The organism is Leifsonia sp. GW821-FHT13C09 (assembly GCF_058806435.1).
This window is the reverse complement of record NZ_JBXAPS010000001.1, coordinates 768,566-790,260: the sequence shown is the minus strand read 5'-3', so window position 1 is coordinate 790,260 and position 21,695 is coordinate 768,566. Positions and strand designations below refer to the sequence as shown.

Below are 21,695 nucleotides of genomic sequence, written 5' to 3'. Positions count from 1 at the left end.
CCCTGCGACGTCGGGAGTCTCCTCGCGCGGGCGGCGGTGCGGCATCGGTCATCCGACCGATCCCGGTGCGGCGCGCGTTCGCGCGGCGCTATGCTTCGCGCATGGATGCGGCGCCGGCGTCGTTCCGGGGCGCCGAACGCGTGTGCCCGGTGTTCGTGGGCAGGGAGGACCTGCTCGCGCTGGCGCGCCGCCGTCTGTCCGCCGCGCTGGACGGCCGGGGCGGCCTGCTCCTGATCGCGGGCGAGGCCGGGATCGGCAAGTCGAGGCTGATGGAGGAGGTCGTCGCCCTCAGCGCCGTGCGGCGCGTGCACGCCGACGCGTACGCGGACGACCGCGAGACGCCGGGGATGCTGCTGCTCGCGGTCGCCGGATCGCTGGCCGAGGCCGGGGACGGCCCTGCGGCCGAGCGGATCAGGGGGCTGGTGCTGCGCGGAGACGCGTCCGGCGGCGCCGATCCCGCGACGCGCTCGGCCCGGCGCCGGCTGCTGGTCGCGGAGCTGGCCTCCACCCTCTCCACTGCGCTGACGCTCCCGACGGTCCTCGCGCTGGAGGACGTGCACTGGGCCGATCAGCTCGGCCTCGACGTCCTCCGCCGGGTGGCGGTCGCCGTGCGCGAGCGCCCGAGCCTGCTGGTCGCGACGTTCCGCACCGAGGACCCGGAGGTCGCGCCCGAGGCGACCGCGTGGCGGCTCGACCTGGTCGGCCACCGCCTGGCCGAGGAGGTGCGCCCCGTGCGGCTCGGCAGCGACGGAGTCGCGCGGATGGTCGCCGCGATCCGGGGGACGGAGCCGTCCGCCGACGAGGCCGAACGGCTGCACGCCGTCAGCGACGGCATCCCGCTGCATGTCGAGGAACTGCTCGCCGAGGGCACCGACGGCGCTCCGGAGACGGTCGCGGCGGCCGTGCTGTCCCGCACCCGCGCCCTCGCCCCGGCGTCGTCGGCGGTACTGGAGGCGGCCGCGGTGATCGGGCGGGAGGCCGACGCCCGGCTGCTGGCCGTAGTCGTCGGCGACGAGTGGGACCGCCCCGCGCGAGAGACCGCCCTCGATGACCTCGCGGCGCAGCACCTCCTGGTCCGCACGACTCCCGGGTCCTACGACTTCCGGCACGCCCTGATCCGCGATGCGGTGTACTCCGCCGTGCCCTCTGCGCGCCGCCGCATCCTGCACGGGAGGGTCGTGGACGCGGGCGCGGGACTGTCCGACGCACTGCTCTCGCTGCACGCCGAGCGGGCCGGCCGGGCGCGGGAGGCCTACGCGCTCGCCCGGCGCGCGGCGGAGCGGGCCGCCACGCTGTCCGCGCACCGCGAGGCGGCCGACCTCTACCGGCGCGCCCAGAGGACGATGCCGCTCGCCGTGGCCGGCCGCGACCGCGCCGACCTCCTGTTCCGGCTGGGCGCCGAGCTGGCCGCGGTCGACGCGAACCGGGAGGCCGAGGCCGAGTTCGCGCGGGCCGTCGAGCTGTTCCGGGCGGCGGGTGCTGCACGGGAGGCCGCCGCCGTCGTGCCGGCGCTCGTCGCCGCGCGGCACCTGCTCGGCGCGGACTACCGCTCCCGGGTGGCCGACCTCCGCGCCGCGCTCGGCTGGATCGACGACGACGACGACGCCGCGGCCGTCCCGGTGCGTGGCCGCCTCCTCGCCGCCCAGGCCGCCGCCGCGATGCTCGAGCGGCGGCTGGACGACGCGCGCCGGGTCGCGGAGGAGGCGTGTGCGCTGCTGACCGCGGAGGGCGACCGGATCGGCGTCGACGCCACGCTCGGCTCCGTCCAGGTGTTCGCCGGGGAGGGCGAGCCGGCGTGGGACCTGCTGCGCAGCGCGGCCGAGGACGGTGCGGCGCACGGCCGGGAGGAGGCTGCGGCCCGCGCGTACCGGATGCTCGGATCGAGCGCGTCCGTGCTGCTCCAGTACGAGCGCGGCGCCGACTGGCTGGCCGACGGGATCGCCTATGCCGAGCGCATCGAACGCTGGAACGACGCCCACTATCTCACCGCGCACCTGGCGCACCTCCGCTGGGCCGTCGGCGACCTCGGTTCCGCGGCGGAGCTCGCCAGGCACGCTCTCGCCGACGGCCGAGGGGGCATCACCACCGAGGTGACCGCCCTGCACGTGCTCGGCTACTGCGCGTTCTCGTCCGGCGACGTCGGCCGCGCCGAGGAGCTGCTGCACCGGGCGGAGGGGATCGGCGAGCGGATGCAGGAGCTGCAGCGGAAGTCGCCTGCGCTCTGGGGTCTCGCCGAGACGGCGCTGCTCGCGGACGACCCCGCGGCGGCCGTCGGTTACTGCGAGCGCGGCGCGGTCGAGTCGCACCGCGTCGACGACTCCGCCTACGCGTTCCCGTTCGCGGTCACCGGCGTGCGGGCGCACCTGGCCGCCGGTGACGTCGCCGCAGCGCGGTCGTGGCTGGAGCGGATCGGCGTCCTGGTCGAGCGCCGGCGCATCCCGGGGACGGAGTTCGCCCTCCAGCACGCCGCCGGCGTCCTCGCGCTGCGCGAGCGGCATCCGTCCGACGCCCGGGAGCTGCTGGAGTCCGCCTCCGCCGGGTGGGACGCGCTCGGCCGGTGGTGGGAGGGCACGCAGGCGCTCCTGGACCGCGCCGAGTGCGCCCGGCGCACCCGCAGCCCGGCGGAGGCCGCCGCCCTCGTCGCCGAGGCCCGAGCACGGGCGCGTGGGACGGTCCTCGAACGCCGGGCCGACGAGCTGGCGGCGCGCCTCGCCGAAGGTGTCGAGCCGTCGACGCTCAGCGCACGGGAGGAGGAGGTCGCCGCGCAGATCGCCGGGGGCGCGACCAACCGGGAGATCGCGGCCGCTCTCCACATCGCCCCGAAGACCGTGTCGACCCACGTGGAGCACATCCTCGCGAAGCTCGGGGCGTCGAGACGCTCGGAGATCGCGGCCTGGGCGGCCGGGCGCAGGACTTGACGGCCCTCCTGCCCGCCGGTCTACCATGCCGCACATGAGCCAGATCGAGACCGGGATCGTCTCCTACACGCTGTCCTCCGACTACTACGCGCAGGTCGGCGCCGACTTCGACACCGAGGCGGTGGACGACGCCATCCTGGCCGAGCTGAACCGCAAGCTGCCGAGGGGGATCGTCGTGGAGCGCAGCGGCAAGGTGCTGGCGGACGAGGAGCTGGCCGACGTCGCGCGCGGCCTGGACTGGCCGGCGCTGCTGCAGCAGATCGACGTGGACCAGATCCTCGCCGATCACGCCCGCTGAGCGTTCTTGACGGTGTCGTAGGCGGCCAGTGCGGCGCGCCGCGACTCGCCCAGGTCGACGACCGGCTCCGGGTAGTCGGCGGTGTCCCACTCCGGCACCCAGCGCCGCACGTAGTCGCCGTGCCGATCGAACTTGTTCCGCTGGAGCTCGGGGTTGAACACGCGGAAGTACGGCGCCGCGTCCGCCCCCGAGCCGGCGACCCACTGCCAGTTGAACGGGTTGTTCGCAGGGTCGGCGTCCACCAGCGTGTCCCAGAACCACTGCTCGCCGAGCCGCCAGTCGATCAGCAGGTTCTTGGTGAGGAAGGACGCGACGACCATCCGCACCCGGTTGTGCATGACGCCGGTTCTCCACAGTTCGCGCATTCCGGCGTCCACGAGCGGGACGCCGGTGCGACCCTGCTGCCAGGCGCGCAGCACGGACGGGTGCAGGCGCGGCCAGGGGAAGGAGTCGTACGCGCGATGGATGTTGACGGTGGCGAGGTCGGGGTGCTCGAAGAGGGTGTGGTAGGCGAACTCCCGCCAGCCGAGCTCGGAGAGGAAGGTGGTGGCGGCGTCCGCGAGGGCGCTCCGGCTGCCGGCGCTGTCGCGCGCGGCCGTGATCGCGTGCCAGACCTGGTGCGGGCTGAGCTCGCCCCAGCGCAGGCGCGGGGACAGCCGGGACGTGCCGTCGACGCCGGGGATGTCCCGGTCGTCGCGGTAGCCCGCCAGGCCGTCGTCGACGAAGGCGCGGAGGGCGGTGTGGGCTTCGTCCTCGCCCGGCGCCCAGGTGTCGCGGAGGCCGGCTGCCCAGTCCGGGTGGCTGGGCAGCAGGTCGAGGTCGGCGATCGCGATGCCGTCGACGGCCGGGCCGTGCGTCAGCTCGGCCGGCGCGGCGAGCGGCTTCCGCGGCGCAGGGGCCGACAGGCACGCCCGCCAGAACGGGGTGAAGACCGAGAACGGCGTCCCGGACCCGGTGCGGATGGTCCACGGCTCGAAGAGCAGGCTCGCGCCGAAACTCTCGGCCTCGATCCCGGCCGCCCGCGTGGCGGCCTTCACGGCGGTGTCGATCCGCCGCTCCGCGCCGCCGTAGCGGCGGTTCCAGTAGACGGCAGCGGCGTCCACGTCGGAGAGCAGCTCGGCGATCGCCGGTTCGGCCGCGCCGCGTCGCACGACGAGCCGTGCCCCCCGCTCGCGGAGGTCGGCGTCCAGGGAGCTGAGGCTGTGGTGCAGCCACCACCGTGCGGCGCCGCCGGGCGGCCGGAGGCCGGGGGAGCGGTCGTCCCAGACATACACGCAGACGACCGGCCGGCCGGTGCGGCCGGCCGCGTCGAGCGCGGGATTGTCGGCGACCCGGAGGTCGTCGCGGAACCAGACGACGGCCGGACGGGAGTCGGCGGCGGTCACCGGGCCGCGCTCGCGGCCCGGTCGGTCACCGAGCAGGTGCGGACGCTCACAGGTCGAGCGTGTCGCCCGGCTCGAGGGCGAAGAACTCGCCGCCGTTCTGCTCGGTCGCCCACGCGATCCGGGCGTTCGAGAGGTCCTTTCCCGCGCGCGACAGCACCATCTCGTGGGTGGGGAAGCTGCGCTTCGGCTTCGCCGCCAGGACGTAGTCCATCGTCTCGGCCACCTTCATCCACGGCGCCCCCGCGGGCACCGCCAGCACGTCGAGCTCGACGCCCTCCGGGATGACGAACGAGTCGCCCGCGTAGTAGAGCTCGTCGTTGACCAGCACGCCCAGGTTGTCGACCACGGGGATGCTCTCGTGGATGACCGCGTGCCGGCCGCCGAAGAAGCGGAGGGTGAACGGGCCGGCCTCCGCTGTGTCGCCCGCGTTCACGACCGTGACGTCGAAGTCGGCCGCCGCGCGGGCCACGCCCTCCGGCGCGAAGATCGCCAGGTCGGAGTTCATCTCCACGACGCGCTTCAGCTGCTCCGGGGTCCAGTGGTCGGCGTGCTCGTGCGTGATGACCACGGCCACCGTGTTCGCGGTGTCCGTCAGTGGCGAGGTGAAGCTGCCCGGGTCGATGAAGAGCTTCTTCCCGGACTCCTCCAGGAGCAGGGCGGCGTGTTCGAACTTCGTCAGTCTCATGGCTTCATCAAACCGCCAGCGGGGTTCGCGCGCCAGGGCCGGTCGTGTCGCGCGCCCGTTCCGGCCGTGTCGCGCTTCGGGGGACGACGGCTGTGCCATAGTCGTGGTCTATGTCTGTCTCCCCTCGGACCGTGGTGGTCGCGGTCAACCCGATGGCGTCCTTCGGGCGGCGTCGCGATGTCGGGCCGCGCGTCGTCGAGCGGCTGCGCGCCGCCGGTCACAGGGTGGTCGCGGTGGACGAAGCCAACATCGAGCTGCTGCGCCGTGAGACGATCCGCGCCGTCGAGGCCGGCGCCGACGCGCTCGTGGTCGTCGGGGGAGACGGCATGGCGAACCTCGGCATCAACATCGTCGCGCAGACCCCGGTCCCGCTCGGGATCGTGCCGAGCGGCACGGGCAACGACCTCGCCGACGGCCTCGGCATCCCCACCGACGACGCCGACGCGGCGACCGACCGGCTCCTGGAGGCGCTGGGACGCCCGCCGCGCACGATCGACGCCGGGCTGATCCGGCACGGCGAGCAGCACGGCGAGCTCAGCACCTGGTTCGGCTGCGTCCTCTCGGCGGGCTTCGACGCCACCGTGAACGAGCGCGCCAATCTGATGACGCGCCCGCGCGGCCGCAGCCGCTACGTCTTCGCGCTGCTGCGCGAGCTGGCCGTCCTGCACGCCCGCCCGTACCGCATCGTCGCGGACGGCGAGCCGATCGCCACGGAGGCGATGCTGGTATCCGTGGCCAACAACCGCTCGCGGGGCGGCGGGATGCGCATCGTCCCGCACGCCGACCTCGCCGACGGCCGGTTCGAGTTGTTCGTGGTGACGAGGATGTCCCGGCCGCGCTTCCTCCGGCTGTTCCCGAAGGTGTTCCGCGGCGAGCACACCGACCTGCCCGAGGTGTCCTTCCGCACGCTCAACACGGTCAGGATCGAGGCGGAGGGCGTCGTCGCGTACGCCGACGGCGAGCGGATCGGGCCCCTCCCGGTCGAGGTCACGGTCGTCCCTGGCGCGCTCCGCGTCCTGGTCTGAGGGCCGCGCGACACTCCCGGGGTGACTGCGCCGTTTTGGCGGACGGCCCCCATCTGTGGCATTATCAATGAGTTGCAAAAACGGCCCCATCGTTTAGCGGCCTAGGACGTCGCCCTCTCACGGCGGTAACGCGGGTTCAAATCCCGCTGGGGTCACAATCGCCCGCTTCCCTTGATTTACAAGGGAAGCGGGCTTTTTTCTTACTCGGCAACGGGTGACGAAAACCGGCTCCGTGGCAACACTTTGGCAACATTCGATCTCATAGCTGCGTCATCCAGCGCCATGGCAACGGCGTCCAGGTCATCTTCGAAGAGGTCGGCGTAGACATCGAGGGTGATGCTGGCCGACGCGTGGCCGAGCATCCGCTGCACGGCCTTGACGTTGGCGCCGGCCGACACAGCAAGGCTCGCTGCAGTATGTCGCAGCTCGTGAGGCGTTAGCGCCTCGAGCCCGATCGCGGCCGCTGCGGGATCGAACCAGCCGTTTCGGAACGTGTGATTCCGTAGCCAGATCTTCGTTCGACTGCCGTAGAACACCGGATCGTCTCCGCTACGGCCTCTGGTCTGCGATCTGAGCGCGTCGACCAGAAATGCAGGGATGGGGATCGAGCGGTGCTCGTAGTCTTTGGGCGGCTCGATGCGCTGGTAGCCCTTATCGGCCACGACCGTTTGCTGGACCGTGAGCCGCTTCCGCGCGAAGTCGATGTCTCGCACCCGGAGCCCTGCTAGCTCGCCCCAGCGAAGCCCGCAGTACGCGAGTGTGAGGACGAGAATGTCGTAGCCGTACACGGAGCCCTTGGAGCGTTCCCCGACGGCCTGAGCGAGCGCAGCGACCTGATCGTGGGTGAGATAGCGCTTGATGGCCCGTACGCGCTTCGGGAGCTTCAGCTTGATCGCCGGATTGGCTGGAAGCCGTCCGTCGTCTACAGCGAGCTGCAGAGCCCCGCTGAGCACGTTCACGACTTTGCGGATGGTCTCCGGGGAGCCGGGCAACCCGGCAGCCCACTCCTGCACGCGAAGCCGACTCAGATTGCCAATGGGGATGCGTCCGAGTTCCGGCTCGATGTAGTTCGCGATGATGCCTTCGATGCGGGTTCGCGTAGTGGCGCGGAGGTCGGGCCTGGTCGCGAGCCATCGACTCATCCAGTTCGAGACGGTTGTCCGGCTCTTCGCAGGATCGACGTAACGCCCGGTGGCCTTGTCCACCTCGACAGATGCCAGAAAGATCTGGGCGTCGAACTTAGTTCGGAAGCCGCGCTTCGAAGTCTGTAGGTGATCGGGTCGTCGGTAGAGCACCCGATATCGCCGACCTTTTGTTGTCTCGTACGCCTCGATGCTTCCCACGATGCCCCCCTTGGAAGACACTGCACCGAGCCTCCGACAAAATCCGGGCGGCCTAACGGTTGTGCGTATGGTGTGAGCCGAAGACCTTTCCAACTCATCAGTCCTCGGCGTAATCGCGTGTGACACTCGGCGACCGTTTGTTGGCGGGGTGTGAGTCCGGGATCACCGTAGGATCAAGGCTCATGTGGGCCTTGTCATCGCGACGGCTATTCGTCTTTGCGGTCGTTTCGGGTGGTGTTGGAGTCGCGCTCTACTGCCTCACCGAGTTCGTTGATCCGTACGTAGCCGGGCCTCCGGCCTTGCGTGTGATCATTGAGGTTCTGTTTGCCGCAGGGATCAGGCTCTCGCAGCTGGTGTTTGTTCTGGCGTTTTCGCTCGCCGCAGCGGGCACGCTTGCGTTCGGACTCGGTGGGGTTCCCTCCGGTGACCGGCGACTCCCGCACAGCCCGCAGGTGCGCGACCAAAGGGGGCGAGCGGTCAAGTTGCTCGCGGTCGGCGCGGCTGTTTCTGCGGGCATCTCGCTGCTAATCGATGGCTCGGCGGCCCCCACGTTCTTCGGGCAGGCTTTTGCATTCGGCGGGGACTCCGGATGGTTGCGGGCAAGCGGTACCGGCCTTCCCGAAGGCGTGCTCGAGGTCGCCTACTACTTGAGCTACGTGTTCCTCGCCGCCTGCGCTCTGTTCGTGTGCACTGCGGCCACTATTGGCTCGCTTACCAGCCCTGCGCCAGACACGAATGACCAGCCAGGGCCGTTGGCCGGACCCTTCGAACCGCGGGAGGCTGACGCATGACACGGAGCATCCGATCACAACGACTCGTGATCGCCGCCGCAATCTCGGGAACGATATTTCTCGTGGCCTTTTTGCCACCACTTGCCCCCTGGGAGGACTTGCCAAGCAGTACCCGACCGGCAGTCTCGTTAGCGTTGATCGCCGACATTTATCTCATCCGGCTGTCCTTCGTCTGCTTCCTGGCATTCGCCTGCGCCGCCGCTGGTGCGGCGATCCTTCGCCGTGCGCTTCCAAACGCGCTCGCCGCATCGCGCCGCATGGGACCGCCGACTGTTCGCCACCTTGTCGTTGCGGCATCCATATTGGCAGGAGCCTATGTTGCAGGTGATGTCACCGTCACCACGCTGCAGCTCGGCACGGACTGGCTCTCATCTGGCGGGGCTGGGGTGTTCGCTTGGAGCGACTTCCCGCCGGGTCTCGCGGATGTACTTGGCGGTGCTTGCCGTCTTTCCTTGTTTGCTGGTGGTGTTCTCCTTGGCGTGGCGTGCCTGCTGGGCTCGTTCCAACAGCACGCCGCGGACGGCTCGGCCCGTAACACCGCGTAGCTCCTCGGCCCGAGCCGCGCCGCCGAGGTCCGAAGATCGCGTTGATTGAGACGTTTCGTCGAGCACGCTCAGGACGAGAAGGCCGCCGTCACGTGAGCCGGTAAGTCTTCACCGATTCGTCTGCTCCAGGCCTCCGCTTGGATAGCGCTTGCCGACTGAGGCCCGTCCGGGCCGCGAGTGAGTTCCAACTCTCACCGACCTCGCGAAGCTGCGCAATCAAATCGTCCCGCTCGAGGAGGGCCGCGTCCTGCTCGTCCCGGAGTCGATCGATGGTTCGCGAAACCTCGGCGAGCCGCTTGAGGGCGTCGACGCGCGTGCCCCATTTGGCCTGCAGCTCAAACATCGCGTCGGCGGCGTGACGCTGCGCGGCCTCCCGCTCGCGAACCTCAGCGTGCCGCACCGCCGCGGCGTCGTGTGCTTGACGCTGTCGCGCGTAGGCCGCTTCGCGCCGGTTTCCGTTGCCCGAATTGCCTCGATTTGCCATGCAACCGGGTTTACACGCGACCTCTGTCATTAACTGGGCTGCCGAAGAGGTCCACTTAAAGTGCCTGCGTGCATTCGCTTTCGATCTGTCTCTGCTTCAATCGTCGTCTTCCTTGTCTGCTTCAATCCGCGTCTTCTTTGTGTTGGTCTCCATCGTTCTTCGTTTCGACTACTTCTCGTTGGTAGTCGTATCTCGCTTACCCCTGACTTCTCCGCCGTATTCAGCCGCCTTCGCAGCGCAGGACTAGGGCCCGACGCAGATGTCGGGACGCGACCGCGGGACGATGGAGCAGGTGTGGCGCTACGATCCGGGTGTGACCTCGTTCATGGAACGCATCCGGCGGGCGGTTTACGGCGGCAAGGATCCATCCAATGTCGCTGATGTCATCCGGAACGTCGGCCAGCTCGAGTGGACCGGCAGGCCCGCTGACCCGGCACCCTTCCAAGGGCTCGTCGAAGAGCCTGCGCAGCTCGACCCCGACGAGCTTCCGTGGGAGCTTCGTGACGAGGAGAGGTCGGAGGGCTGAACCTCCGTTAGGAGCGTCCTGGCTGATTTGTGGGTTGTCCCGGGCCAGGAGCCGCTGCTCGCCTGGCAGGGGCAACGGGCGTCGTCTTCGCCGGTTGCGTCGACGATCCCGCGGGTCCGTCGAACCACCCGACCGTGCCGCGAAACTGCAACCGGTGCGTGCCACCGGACCTCAGCGCTTGCCGAGCGTGTCGGCGTACCCGACGGTGAGAGAGTCCGCCCTCGACTGCACTTTCAGTGTTCCGCATTAATCGGTGGACGGCTCCTGGGCATCCCTATGCGGCGGCGCGGCGGCCGACTGGCGAAAAAGCCGCGGCTTGTCGCCCCGTCAGCACCCACCGCCAGCGGTCCTCGCCGGCAGGTTGAGTTCCGCCCGAATCTCGTTCGCCGCTTTCTGAGCTGCGGTCGTATCCGGCTTTCGAACCGCTTGAATTTGGGCACCAGTTGTCGCCGCGGAGAGATCACCGAACATGGTGATCAGCTTCGCGTCCGCGTCGACCAGGACATGGACCTGGCTGTCGATCGGTGACGGCCACGGGATCCCCGGGGACTGCAACGCGGTGATCTGCCGGCCGAGGTCGTCATGCGCCTTACCGGCCGCAGCAGCGAACGCAGGTATGTCCTGCGCCTTCTCCGCCGCCGCCAGCTGGGTCTGATCCGCGTAGACCGGACACACCGCGGAGAGATACTGCTTACCGAGAGCAGGATCATACGTCCTGTACACGGAGAACGAACACCCGGAGAGCACCAGAACAACGCCGGCGACGGTAGCGACCGACGCGATGACCTTGCTGCGATTCTCCAACGATGCTCCTAGACGGTTCGGCGCGATGGTTAGGGCAACGACAATTTCGAAGTTGTCGACGTTACGGTGGCTCGCGAGGACTTGAGTTCGTCGAGGCTCATCTGTCTCTTGAGCGGTGTCAACCTGACGCTATTGCACCAACCGAGACTCGGTATACCGGCGCGTCCACCCATTACGGGGGAGGAGGGTGCACCGAACATCCGGTCTGCCCCGCCGAAGGATCCTCGCGCTCTGAACGACCGAGTCAAGGGTGCAGCTCCGCTGCATCGCGGAGCGACGCCTAGCGCCCTTGACACGGTCGTTCAGCGCGCCATCATCAGGCGTCGGGGCGCACCAGAATCGAACTCTTTCTATTTCTCGGGGCGGGATTGCTGATCGGTGGACTCGGTGAGCTGGTCGACCATCCGGGGGACCTAATTTCCATACCTGCAATGCTGTTGGGAGCAGTGCTTGCGAACTTCGGCTGCTTCTTGGTGAAGCGCATCAGACAACCACACGAATAGCGCCGAAGCGCCCGCGGTTTCTAGGGATCTCCGCGGCGATTCAACGTCTAGGTGTGGCGGGCGGGTCGCGTCCGCAGCGACCGGCTCAGCGTACTGTGTGGTCATAGGTGCTAGCGCACGGATCGAAGGACCAACATTGCTGGATAGTGCTCTTGCCCCTCTCGAGTGGAACCGCGCGTTCGGTTCGTGGCTCTGGCAGCTCTGCGTTCTGGAGCTGGGTCATGGGCATTCAGGGTGGACCGCGGAGGACTTCGATGGGTCAGACGGAGAGCACATCCGGATAGCGTGGCCAGACCATGGAGCTTTTTCATGGAGCGTCCGCGCCGACCCGATAGCAGCGTTCGCGGAATTCAGACGTGGTCGCGGACTGGAAAGGACCTTTCCGCCGCCACGGACCGTAAGGACCCCCGAAGACTGGTGGGTGGAGTTGCATCGCGAGATTGCATCGCTCCCGGATCTCCTGGCCGACTTCGGGCCGATTCGCTATACGCGGCTCCGCAGAGTAGGCGAAGTCGGGATCGTGTCCCTCACCGACGGGCGGGTCGATGAAGATATCGAATACGACCTGACCGCCGGGTTCGATCCCGGGTTAGCGATCGAGATCGGCGAAACCTATATCGGTCGCGGCTAGCTTGCCAGACACCGCCGTCGTCAGCATGCGCGGCGCTAACCCGGCGTGCCCGCGTGGGACGGTAATGAAAATGGCAACGAAATGGCAACAACCGCACGAGGATTCGAGTGGTTCACGTCATTTTGGGTGATCTTGAATCCCGCGAATTTACTGGGATCGCGGGCCTACGGCCGCCAAATCCCAGAGCCGCTTTCGCCCTCTCACGGCGGTAACGCGGGTTCAAATCCCGCTGGGGTCACATTCGCCCGCTTCCCTTGATTTTCAAGGGAAGCGGGCTTTTTTTATTTGCCGGCAGCCGGTGGGATATTGCCACTCTTCTGGCACGAGGAGCACAATTCCGCTGTCAGGTTCCAGCGGGAGGTGTCTGCGATGGCTTGGCACATCGAAGGAACATATTTCGAGAACTGCAGTTGCGACATGGTCTGCCCCTGCACGACATCGGGGCTCACGGCCCCGGCGGACACCGAGCGGTGCCAGGTCGCCTTGGCGTTCCATGTGGCTACGGGGGAGATCAACGGCGTCGATGTCGGCGGCCTCACCGTCTGCGTCGTGGCGGATACGCCGGCCGTGATGGGTGAAGGGAACTGGAAACTGGGTCTCCTGATGGACTCGGCCGCTTCCCCTCCGCAGGCCGAAGCCCTTGGCGCCGTGTTCGGCGGACAGCTGGGCGGCCCGATGGCCGGGCTGGTTCCGTTGATCGGCGAGCTGGCCGGTATGGAGTCGCTGGAGATGGCGTACGCCGACGACGGTAAGCAGCACAACGTCCGGATCGGAAACGCCGTGGAGATGACGGTCGAGGATTTCGTCTCGCCCCTGGACGCCACCGGCCAGGGTGTGAGGGTGAGCGGTGTCGGGTTCCCGGCGGACACGCTCGCGGCCGGCCACGCGGTGACCGCGAAGGTCGACGTGCTCGGCATGAGCTGGGACAACACAGGGAAGAACTCGTTCTCTGCCCCGTTCGCATGGTCAGCGTGAGTTGCCAGGGCGCAGTTTTGTAGCCGCCAGCAATCGTGTCGCCGTTGCTGCGCTTATCGGCTGCGCCCTTGTGGCGTGGTACTTCACCGTCGTCAGCTTCGCGGGCATGGCTGCCGGTCCGGGAACGATGGGACTGGGGCCGGCGGCTTTTCTCGTGGTGTGGACGCTGATGATGGCCGCGATGATGCTGCCTGCGCTGGCGCCGCTCACCTCCATGTATCTCAGGTCGATCCGGTCGACAGGCAGTCGCTTCGCCAGGACAGCCCGCACTGTGGCCCTGGTGCTCGGCTACCTTTTGGCGTGGGCCGCGTTCGGGATCCTCGCCTACGGTGCAGCACTCCTCGGCGCACAGCTGAGTTCGAACGCTCCTGCGATCGCGCCCTGGGTCGGGGCGGCCCTGATCGTCGCCGCGGGCGTCTATCAGTTGACGCCCCTCAAAGATTTCTGCCTCAGGCACTGTCGCTCACCGATGGCGTTCCTCCTGCACGTCTCCGGTTACACGGGGCGGCTCCGTGATGTGCGTGTCGGGGCCTATCACGGCGCGTACTGCATCGGCTGTTGTTGGGGACTGATGATCGTCCTCATCGCGGTCGGGGTGATGAATCTGGCGTGGATGGCGGTGCTCACCGCCGCCATCCTTCTGGAGAAGACCTGGAAGCACGGTCGGATGTTCAGCCGGGTCACCGGCGTGCTGCTGATCGCGTTCGCATTCTTCGTGCCCGCGTTCCCCTGGCTTCTGCCCGGCCTGTATGCGGCTCCCATGATGTGAGGGGTGGTCGTCATGAACGCGCATTCGGATGTGGCCATCGTGGGGGCAGGCAGTGCGGGCTGCGTGCTCGCCGCGCGGCTGAGCGAGGACCTGGAACGGGAAGTGGTCCTGTTCGAGGCGGGGCCGGACTACACTGCGGCGACGCTCCCCGGAGACTTGGCGGACGGCATCCACGGCACAAGCACCGCCTCGCACGATTGGGGACTACACGGCAGGGGCGCGCCGGGAGGCCAAGAGCTTCCGCTCCCGCGGGGGCGGGTGACAGGCGGATCGTCGGCCGTCAATGCCACAGTCGCACTGCGCGGGCACCCCGCGGACTACGACGCCTGGGGTGTGCCAGGGTGGAGTTTTGCCGACGTCCTGCCATCCTTCATGGCCCTCGAGAACGATCTGGACTTCGGGGCGGAGCCGTATCACGGTTCCGAGGGCCCCGTGCCGATCCGCCGGTATCGGGGCGCTGAGAAGTCCGAGTTCACGGCAGCGGTCGAGGATGCCATCGCTGCCACAGGTTTCCCGAAGATCCCGGACCACAATGCACCGGGCGCCGTCGGTGTCTCTGCCTTCCCGGTCAACTGCGTCGACGGTCGCCGCATCAGCGCTGCGCTTGCGTACCTGGAGCCGGCGCGCTCCCGCGCCAACCTGACGATTCGCGCGAGCACCCCTGTCGCAGAAATCATCGTGCACGGCGGGCGCGCGACCGGCGTCCAGACGCTGGCGGGCGAGCTGGTCGAGGCCGATGAGGTCATCGTCTGTGCCGGGGCGTACCTGTCTCCAGCGCTTCTTCTCCGCTCGGGCATCGGCCCAGCGGCAGACCTCGAGGCACTGGGTCGGCCGGTCGTCGTCGACCTTCCCGGGGTGGGCGCCAACCTCGGCGACCACGTCTGGGTCGCCATCACGCTGCCGTGCCGGCCGCCGGACGGGGACCCGGCACTGTTCCAGCTCGGAGCCACCGCCCGGAGCGCTGGACGCCCGGCCGCGAGCCCCCCGGACCTCCAGCTCATGGTGTGCGGGCCTTATCCGGTCGGGGACGGCTACGAGGGCATGATCGCCGCAGCGCTCGTCAAGCCGGCATCGCGCGGCGTGGTGCGCGTCAGGTCGCTCGACCCGGCCGTGGGGCCCGACATCGACCTGGGGTATTTCCGCGAGGCCGCCGACGAGGACCGCCTCATCGAATGCGTGCAGCTCGCCGCCGCCGCAGCGGACCAGCCCCAACTCACGAGCGTCACGGGCGGTGACCCGCCCACTCCGAGGCGTGCGGTTCTCGATGACGCCGACCTCGTCCGCGAGTGGATCAGGGCGACAGCAGCGACCTACCACCACCCCGTCGGCACATGCTCGATGGGCACCGACCCACGCACCGGCGCCGTCGTGGACACAACGGGACGCGTGTTCGGGCTGGACGGCCTGTCCGTCGTCGACGCGTCCGTCATCCCCGAAACACCATCGGCGAACACCAACATCCCCACCATCATGATCGCGGAGCACATCGCCACGTTGCGCACTGACTGGAGAACGCCTTAGCGCCGCGGAGCCGTCGCACACTCGTCCGGGAGGGTTTCTGCTTCTCGTCTGCGTTGCCTGCCTGGGCTGGTCGCCTGTGTCGGCCACTGCTACCGTCGCCACCATGCTGAATCCGGTCGCCGAGGGCGTGCGCGTCCACCAGAGCCAGTTCTGCCAGACCAACACCGTCGTCGTCGACGGCGACGCCGGCGCACTGGTGATCGATCCCGGGATCCTCGACGAGGAGCTGGGCGTGGTCGCGACCGACCTGCGCGCGTCCGGCACGCCGGTCGCGGCCGGGTTCGCCACGCACCCGCACTGGGACCACGTCCTCTGGCATCCCGCGCTCGGCACGGCGCCCCGCTTCGCCACCGCGCGCGCCGCCGGCGCGATCCGGGAGTTCCTCGCGAACGAGGCGTGGCGGGAGCGGCTCGCCCCGCTGATCCCGGCCGACATCGCCGAGCGCGTGCCGCTCACCCTGTTCGGCGAGTTGGCCGCCCTCCCGGACGGCGCCGAGTGGATCCCGTGGGACGGGCCGCGCGTGCGCGTGATCGAGCACCGCGCCCACGCCGCCGGCCACGCGGCCCTGCTGATCGAGGCGAGCGGCGTCCTCGTCGCCGGCGACCTCCTGTCCGACGTCCTGGTGCCGCTGCTCGACCACAGCGCCGACGACCCGATCGAGGACTACCTCGCCGCCCTGACCCTCCTGGAGACCATCGCGGACGGCGTCGGGACGGTCGTCCCCGGCCACGGCTCCGTCACGGGATCAGACGGCCTCCGGGAGCGGATCGACCTCGACCGCGCCTACCTCCTCGCTCTCCGCGCCGGCGATCACCCGGACGGCGACCCGCGGCTCGGTCCGGACGCGGCGTACGACTGGGTGGCCGGCGTGCACGAGCGGCAGGCGGGCATGCTCGCGCAGCGGTAGCCCGCACCACGCGCCGACACGCTAGACTGGATGCTCGCGAAGGGGAGTATCCCGAAGAGGCCGGGCGGCCTCGCGCTGTGAACGTCATCACGGTCCGTTCGGGCCCGGGCGCAGCGGCACGGATGTGCGGGAGAGACTTTCGGGCCCGTCCCGTACGCCCTTCGAAAGGTCCCGCCCCGTGGAACTCGCTCTCCCGCTCTGGTTCGAGGTCGGCAGCTTCGTCGTCCTGCTGCTCATCCTCGCGTTCGACCTGCTGATCGTCTTCAAACGGCCGCACATCCCGAGCCCGAAGGAGTCCGCGCTCTGGGTGGCCTTCTACGTGGGCCTCGCACTCGTCTTCGCCCTGCTCATGCTGCTGATCGGCGACGCAGAGCACGCCGGTCAGTTCCTCGCCGGCTGGCTCACCGAGTACAGCCTCAGCATCGACAACCTGTTCGTGTTCGTGATCATCATGGGGCGCTTCGCCGTGCCCAGGAAGTACCAGCAGGAGGTGCTCATGGTGGGCATCATCCTGGCGCTGGTCTTCCGCGGCGTGTTCATCCTGCTCGGCGCCGGCCTCATCGCGAGCTTCAGCGCGATCTTCTACCTGTTCGGCGCCTTCCTGCTCTGGACGGCGTTCCACCAGGCGTTCGGGAAGCACGACGAGGAGGGCGCGAAGGACAGCTGGTTCATCGGCTTCGCGCGGCGCCGGCTGAAAGTGTCCGACCAGTACGAGGGCAACAAGCTGCGCACGACGGTGGACGGCCGGCGGATGTTCACTCCGCTGATCATCGTCTTCCTGGCGCTCGGCACCACCGACCTGCTGTTCGCGCTCGACTCCATCCCGGCGATCTTCGGCATCACTCAGAGCGCGTTCATCGTGTTCACCGCGAACGTGTTCGCGCTGATGGGGCTGCGCCAGCTCTACTTCCTGCTCGGCCACCTGCTGGAGAAGCTCGTCTACCTCCGCTACGGGATCGCGTTCATCCTCGCGTTCATCGGCGTCAAGCTGGTCTTCCACGCGATGCACGACAACACCCTGCCGTTCGTCAACGGCGGCCACCACATCGAGTGGGCGCCCGACATCAGCACCTGGACCTCCCTCGCGGTGATCGTCGGTGCGATGGTGGTCGCGACCGTCGCTAGTCTGGTGAGGCTGCACCTGAGCGGCACCACCGTCGAGGACGCCATCCACGGGGATGACGACACCGCGACGACGACCGCAGAGGCCACCCCGGCCGCGACATCCCCGGAGGACCCACGCACATGACTTCCCGCGTCGAGGTGAGCGCCAGAAGCGACACCGGAGCGGTCCGGCAGATCAACGAGGACAGCTACCTCGCGCAGGACCCGGTGTTCGTGGTCGCGGACGGGATGGGCGGCCACGCCCGCGGCGACGTCGCGAGCCGCACCGCGGTCGAGAGCCTTGCCCGCACCCTCCCGGCCGGGGCCGCCCCCACGCCGGAGGAGGTCGTCACAGCGATCGACGAGGCGAACGCGGCGGTCCGCGCGCTGTCCGACGCCGACGAGACCGGCGCGGCCGTCGCCGGGACCACGCTGACCGGCGTCGTGCGGGTGCGCGTCCCCGAACGGGCGGCGGAGGAGTGGATGGTCGTCAACGTCGGCGACTCCCGCGTCTACTCCTGGGACGGTCGCGAGCTCAGCCGGCTGACCGTCGACCACTCGGCGGTCCAGGAGCTGGTCGACGCCGGGCTCATCACCCCGGAGCAGGCGGCCGTGCACCCGGAGCGCAACGTGATCACCCGGGCGCTCGGAGCGGAGGACTTCGTCGACACCGACAGCGAGCTGCTCGCCCCGGACGACTCCCGGACCTTCCTCATCTGCTCGGACGGCCTCACCAGGGAGCTCACCGACGAGACCATCGCGGACATCCTCGCCGGCGACCCGGCCGACCCCGCCGCGGTGCTCGTGGAGGCGGCCCTCGCGGCCGGCGGCCACGACAACGTCACGGTGCTCGTCGTGCGCCCCGGTGCCGGCCGCGACTGAGGGCCGCGAGCCGTCCGTGCCGTCCCCAGGACGGGTGATAGCCTGAGAGCGTGTTCGCGGGTCTGCTCCTCCTTAGCCGCCGCGGCGAGTCCTAATCCTCAGGCCACCCTCGCCGCGGAGTCCGTCGACGGCTGAACCGTGAACGAAGCTCAAGGAGTACCGAGATGACGACGCAACACAGTCCGCTGACGCTGGCGGAGAAGGTGTGGCGAGACCACCTGGTCGTGAAGGGCGAGGACGGCTCGCCCGACCTCATCTATATCGACCTGCACCTGGTCCACGAAGTGACCAGCCCGCAGGCGTTCGACGGCCTGCGCATGGCCGGGCGCCCGGTCCGCCGGCCCGACCTCACGATCGCGACCGAGGACCACAACACGCCGACCATCGGCATCGACCGGCCGATCGCCGACCTGACGAGCCGCACGCAGATCGAGACGCTTCGCCGCAACGCCGAGGAGTTCGGCGTCCGCCTGCACTCGCTCGGCGACGTCGAGCAGGGCATCGTGCACGTCGTCGGCCCGCAGCTCGGTCTCACCATGCCGGGCATCACGGTGGTCTGCGGCGACTCGCACACCTCCACGCACGGCGCGTTCGGCGCCATGGCCTTCGGGATCGGCACCAGCGAGGTCGAGCACGTACTCGCCACGCAGACGCTGCCGCTGAAGCCGTTCAAGACGATGGCGATCACGGTGGAGGGCGAGCTGCGCCCCGGCGTGACGGCCAAGGACATCATCCTCGCGGTCATCGCGAAGATCGGCACCGGCGGCGGCCAGGGCTACGTGCTCGAGTACCGCGGCAGCGCGATCCGCGCCCTCTCGATGGAGGGCCGCATGACGATCTGCAACATGTCGATCGAGGCCGGCGCGCGCGCCGGCATGGTCGCGCCCGACGAGACCACCTACGCCTACCTGAAGGGCCGCCCGCACGCGCCGGAGGGCGCCGACTGGGACGAGGCCGTCGCCTACTGGGACACGCTCGCGACCGACGACGACGCGGTCTTCGACGCCGAGGTCTACCTCGACGCCGCCGAGATCGAGCCGTTCGTGACCTGGGGCACGAACCCCGGCCAGGGCGTCTCGCTGAGCGAGGCCGTCCCGGACCCGGCCGCGATCGCCGAGCCGAACGCCCGCGCCGCCGCCGAGCGCGCGCTGGAGTACATGGACCTGGCCCCCGGCACGCCGATGAAGAGCATCCCGGTCGACGCGGTGTTCATGGGCTCCTGCACCAACAGCCGCATCGAGGACCTCCGCGCCTTCGCCTCCGTCATCAAGGGGCACAAGAAGGCTGACGGCGTCCGTGTCATGGTCGTTCCGGGCAGCGCCCGCGTGCGCATCGAGGCCGAGGCCGAGGGCATCGACAAGATCGTCGAGGAGTTCGGCGCCGAGTGGCGGTTCGCCGGCTGCTCGATGTGCCTCGGCATGAACCCCGACCAGCTCGCGCCGGGGGAGCGCTGCGCCTCCACCTCCAACCGCAACTTCGAGGGCCGGCAGGGCAAGGGCGGCCGCACGCACCTGGTGTCGCCGCTGGTCGCGGCGGCCACGGCCATCCGCGGCACGCTGTCCAGCCCGTGGGACCTGGAGCACGACGACGTCGATACGAACGCCGGGGAGAAGGTGGGCGCCTGATGGAGAAGTTCGAGACCGTCACCGGCGTGGCCGTGCCCTTCCGCCGGTCCAACGTGGACACCGACCAGATCATCCCCGCCGTGTTCCTCAAGCGGGTCACCAAGACCGGCTTCGACGACGCGCTCTTCCACGAGTGGCGCAAGGATCCTGAGTTCATCCTCAACCAGGATGCCTACCAGGGTGCGAGCGTCCTCGTCGCCGGGCCCGACTTCGGTACAGGCTCGTCGCGCGAGCACGCCGTCTGGGCGCTGCGCGACTTCGGCTTCCGGGTCGTCCTGAGCCCCCGGTTCGCGGACATCTTCCGCGGCAACTCGGGCAAGCAGGGCCTCCTCACGGGCATCATCAGCGAGGAGGACGCCGAGCGGCTCTGGGCGGCCATCGAGGCCGAGCCGGGAATATCCGCGACGGTGGACCTGGTTGCCAAGACTGCGACCGTCGGTGGGGTCCAGGTGTCTTTCGACATCGACGACTACACTCGCTGGCGTTTGCTCGAAGGGTTGGACGACATCGCTCTGACCCTGCGCGACGAGGCGCGCATCTCCGAATACGAAGCCGCTCGCGCCAGCTGGCGGCCCAAGACACTCCCGGTGAAAATTTGAACTCGCTTCTTCAGGACTCCCAGGCGGCAGGCGCCCACGTCGGCCTCACAGCCGACCGCATCACGATCAACGGCGGAATCCCCCTCAAGGGCCGCATCGAGGTGCGCGGCGCCAAGAACTTCGTCACCAAGGCGATGGTCGCCGCGATCCTGGGCGAGGGCCCGAGCGTGCTGCGGAACGTCCCGAACATCAGCGATGTCCGGGTCGTCCGAGGCCTCCTCGAGGTCCACGGCGTCAAGGTCACCGACGGGGCGGAGGAGGGCGAGCTGCTGCTCGACCCGAGCGCGGTCGAGTCGGCGCACATGGCCGACATCGACGCGCACGCCGGCTCCAGCCGTATCCCGATCCTGTTCTGCGGGCCGCTGCTGCACCGCCTGGGCGAAGCGTTCATCCCCGACCTCGGCGGCTGCCGCATCGGCGACCGCCCCATCGACTACCACCTCGAGGTCCTGCGCAAGTTCGGCGCCGTGGTCGACAAGCTCCCCAGCGGCATCCGGATGACGGCTCCCGAGGGCCTGCACGGCGCCAAGCTCGAGCTCCCGTACCCGAGCGTCGGCGCCACCGAGCAGGTGCTGCTCACGGCCGTCCGCGCCGAGGGCATCACCGAGCTCAAGGGCGCGGCGATCGAGCCCGAGATCATGGACCTGATCAACGTCCTGCAGAAGATGGGCGCGATCATCTCGGTCGACACCGACCGCGTGATCCGCATCGAGGGCGTCGACAAGCTCGTCGGCTACAGCCACACCGCGCTGTTCGACCGCAACGAGGCCGCCAGCTGGGCCGCCGCTGCCCTCGCCACCAACGGCGACATCTACGTCGGCGGCGCCCGCCAGCCGGAGATGCTGACCTTCCTCAACGTCTTCCGCAAGGTCGGCGGCGCGTTCGAGATCCACGACGACGGCATCCGCTTCTTCCACCCGGGCGGCGAGCTGAAGCCCGTCGTGATCGAGACCGACGTGCACCCCGGCTTCATGACCGACTGGCAGCAGCCGCTCGTGGTCGCCCTGACCAAGGCGGAGGGCGTGTCGATCGTCCACGAGACCGTGTACGAGCAGCGCTTCGGCTTCACCGACGCGCTGATCGACATGGGCGCGAAGATCCAGGTCCACAAGGAGTGCCTCGGCGGCCACGACTGCCGCTTCGGCCAGCGCAACTTCAACCACTCCGCGGTCATCATGGGCCCGGTGGAGCTGAAGGGCGCCGACGTGGAGATCCCCGACCTGCGCGGCGGGTTCAGCCACCTGATCGCCGCCCTGTCGGCGGACGGCCGCTCGACCGTCAGCAACGTCGGCATCATCAGCCGCGGGTACGAGAAGTTCATCACCAAGCTCCAGCTGCTCGGAGCGGACTTCGTCCTCGAGGGCTGAGGCCCGCG

The 21,695-nt window shown here is 69.2% G+C and carries 21 protein-coding genes and 1 tRNA gene; 17 read left to right on the top strand and 5 right to left on the bottom strand.

Annotation, left to right across the window (positions count from 1 at the left end):
- The first annotated feature begins 101 nt into the window (after positions 1-101).
- Both AC1ROW_RS03790 and AC1ROW_RS03785 read left to right on the top strand, forming a co-directional pair.
- Complete coding sequence (locus tag AC1ROW_RS03790; RefSeq protein ID WP_493017516.1) at positions 102-2,918, top strand: helix-turn-helix transcriptional regulator; 2,817 nt, start codon at positions 102-104, stop codon at positions 2,916-2,918.
- A gap of 34 nt (positions 2,919-2,952) precedes the next feature.
- Positions 2,953-3,216, top strand: a complete 264-nt coding sequence (locus tag AC1ROW_RS03785) for a hypothetical protein (protein WP_493017515.1) — start codon at positions 2,953-2,955, stop codon at positions 3,214-3,216.
- Here the strand turns inward: AC1ROW_RS03785 and AC1ROW_RS03780 are convergent.
- Positions 3,204-4,601, bottom strand: coding sequence for a cryptochrome/photolyase family protein (locus AC1ROW_RS03780; protein ID WP_493017514.1), 1,398 nt, complete (start codon positions 4,599-4,601; stop codon positions 3,204-3,206). The two genes, AC1ROW_RS03785 and AC1ROW_RS03780, sit on opposite strands and share 13 nt — an antisense overlap.
- A gap of 46 nt (positions 4,602-4,647) precedes the next feature.
- Entirely contained in the window at positions 4,648-5,286 is a 639-nt protein-coding gene (locus AC1ROW_RS03775) for an MBL fold metallo-hydrolase (protein ID WP_493017513.1), read from the bottom strand.
- 110 nt (positions 5,287-5,396) lie between these two features.
- Between AC1ROW_RS03775 and AC1ROW_RS03770 the strand changes: the two genes are divergently transcribed.
- Entirely contained in the window at positions 5,397-6,311 is a 915-nt protein-coding gene (locus tag AC1ROW_RS03770) for a diacylglycerol kinase family protein (protein WP_493017512.1), read from the top strand.
- Between the two features lie 82 nt (positions 6,312-6,393).
- Positions 6,394-6,466: transfer RNA gene (locus AC1ROW_RS03765), tRNA-Glu, on the top strand.
- 45 nt (positions 6,467-6,511) lie between these two features.
- Here AC1ROW_RS03765 and AC1ROW_RS03760 read toward each other — a convergent pair.
- Positions 6,512-7,654 carry a tyrosine-type recombinase/integrase gene (locus AC1ROW_RS03760; protein ID WP_493017511.1) on the bottom strand — a complete coding sequence of 381 codons (1,143 nt, stop codon included), beginning with the start codon at positions 7,652-7,654 and terminating at the stop codon, positions 6,512-6,514.
- A gap of 182 nt (positions 7,655-7,836) precedes the next feature.
- On the opposite strand from AC1ROW_RS03760, the gene AC1ROW_RS03755 reads away from it, so the two are divergent.
- Both AC1ROW_RS03755 and AC1ROW_RS03750 read left to right on the top strand, forming a co-directional pair.
- The gene (locus tag AC1ROW_RS03755; RefSeq protein WP_493017510.1) at positions 7,837-8,445 is read left to right on the top strand and encodes a hypothetical protein; all 609 of its coding nucleotides are present in this window, start codon (positions 7,837-7,839) and stop codon (positions 8,443-8,445) included.
- On the top strand, positions 8,442-8,990 hold the full coding sequence (locus tag AC1ROW_RS03750; protein WP_493017509.1) for a hypothetical protein: 549 nt from the start codon (positions 8,442-8,444) through the stop codon (positions 8,988-8,990). Before AC1ROW_RS03755 ends, AC1ROW_RS03750 begins: the two co-directional genes overlap by 4 nt.
- Before the next feature lie 88 nt (positions 8,991-9,078).
- Here AC1ROW_RS03750 and AC1ROW_RS03745 read toward each other — a convergent pair whose 3' ends face one another.
- Positions 9,079-9,474: a hypothetical protein gene (locus tag AC1ROW_RS03745; protein WP_493017508.1), complete on the bottom strand. Its 396-nt coding sequence runs from the start codon at positions 9,472-9,474 to the stop codon at positions 9,079-9,081.
- Between the two features lie 313 nt (positions 9,475-9,787).
- On the opposite strand from AC1ROW_RS03745, the gene AC1ROW_RS03740 reads away from it, so the two are divergent.
- Positions 9,788-10,000: a hypothetical protein gene (locus AC1ROW_RS03740; protein ID WP_493017507.1), complete on the top strand. Its 213-nt coding sequence runs from the start codon at positions 9,788-9,790 to the stop codon at positions 9,998-10,000.
- A gap of 327 nt (positions 10,001-10,327) precedes the next feature.
- Here the strand turns inward: AC1ROW_RS03740 and AC1ROW_RS03735 are convergent, their stop codons facing one another.
- The gene (locus AC1ROW_RS03735) at positions 10,328-10,804 is read right to left on the bottom strand and encodes a hypothetical protein (RefSeq protein WP_493017506.1); all 477 of its coding nucleotides are present in this window, start codon (positions 10,802-10,804) and stop codon (positions 10,328-10,330) included.
- Positions 10,805-11,728: 924 nt separating this feature from the next.
- Here AC1ROW_RS03735 and AC1ROW_RS03730 point away from each other — a divergent pair.
- The 10 genes from AC1ROW_RS03730 to murA all read left to right on the top strand — a co-directional run bounded on the left by AC1ROW_RS03730 (position 11,729) and on the right by murA (position 21,687).
- Positions 11,729-11,938 carry a hypothetical protein gene (locus tag AC1ROW_RS03730; protein ID WP_493017505.1) on the top strand — a complete coding sequence of 70 codons (210 nt, stop codon included), beginning with the start codon at positions 11,729-11,731 and terminating at the stop codon, positions 11,936-11,938.
- 369 nt (positions 11,939-12,307) lie between these two features.
- On the top strand, positions 12,308-12,913 hold the full coding sequence (locus tag AC1ROW_RS03725; RefSeq protein WP_493017504.1) for a DUF1326 domain-containing protein: 606 nt from the start codon (positions 12,308-12,310) through the stop codon (positions 12,911-12,913).
- Positions 12,914-12,983: 70 nt separating this feature from the next.
- On the top strand, positions 12,984-13,682 hold the full coding sequence (locus AC1ROW_RS03720) for a DUF2182 domain-containing protein (protein WP_493017503.1): 699 nt from the start codon (positions 12,984-12,986) through the stop codon (positions 13,680-13,682).
- A gap of 12 nt (positions 13,683-13,694) precedes the next feature.
- Positions 13,695-15,203 carry a GMC family oxidoreductase gene (locus AC1ROW_RS03715; RefSeq protein WP_493017502.1) on the top strand — a complete coding sequence of 503 codons (1,509 nt, stop codon included), beginning with the start codon at positions 13,695-13,697 and terminating at the stop codon, positions 15,201-15,203.
- A 103-nt stretch (positions 15,204-15,306) separates the two neighbouring features.
- Positions 15,307-16,110 (top strand): MBL fold metallo-hydrolase, encoded by an 804-nt coding sequence (locus AC1ROW_RS03710; RefSeq protein WP_493017501.1) that lies wholly within the window; start codon positions 15,307-15,309, stop codon positions 16,108-16,110.
- Positions 16,111-16,288: 178 nt separating this feature from the next.
- A complete protein-coding gene (locus AC1ROW_RS03705; protein WP_493017500.1) occupies positions 16,289-17,359 on the top strand; it encodes a TerC family protein in 1,071 nt (356 codons plus the stop codon).
- Positions 17,356-18,096, top strand: a complete 741-nt coding sequence (locus AC1ROW_RS03700; RefSeq protein WP_493017499.1) for a PP2C family protein-serine/threonine phosphatase — start codon at positions 17,356-17,358, stop codon at positions 18,094-18,096. The genes AC1ROW_RS03705 and AC1ROW_RS03700 overlap by 4 nt, the downstream gene beginning before the upstream one ends.
- A 164-nt stretch (positions 18,097-18,260) precedes the next feature.
- The gene (gene leuC / locus AC1ROW_RS03695) at positions 18,261-19,721 is read left to right on the top strand and encodes a 3-isopropylmalate dehydratase large subunit (RefSeq protein WP_493017498.1); all 1,461 of its coding nucleotides are present in this window, start codon (positions 18,261-18,263) and stop codon (positions 19,719-19,721) included.
- Entirely contained in the window at positions 19,721-20,320 is a 600-nt protein-coding gene (gene leuD / locus AC1ROW_RS03690) for a 3-isopropylmalate dehydratase small subunit (RefSeq protein WP_493017497.1), read from the top strand. The genes leuC and leuD overlap by 1 nt, the downstream gene beginning before the upstream one ends.
- Complete coding sequence (murA, locus tag AC1ROW_RS03685) at positions 20,317-21,687, top strand: UDP-N-acetylglucosamine 1-carboxyvinyltransferase (RefSeq protein ID WP_493017496.1); 1,371 nt, start codon at positions 20,317-20,319, stop codon at positions 21,685-21,687. The genes leuD and murA overlap by 4 nt, the downstream gene beginning before the upstream one ends.
- Positions 21,688-21,695 lie beyond the last annotated feature (8 nt).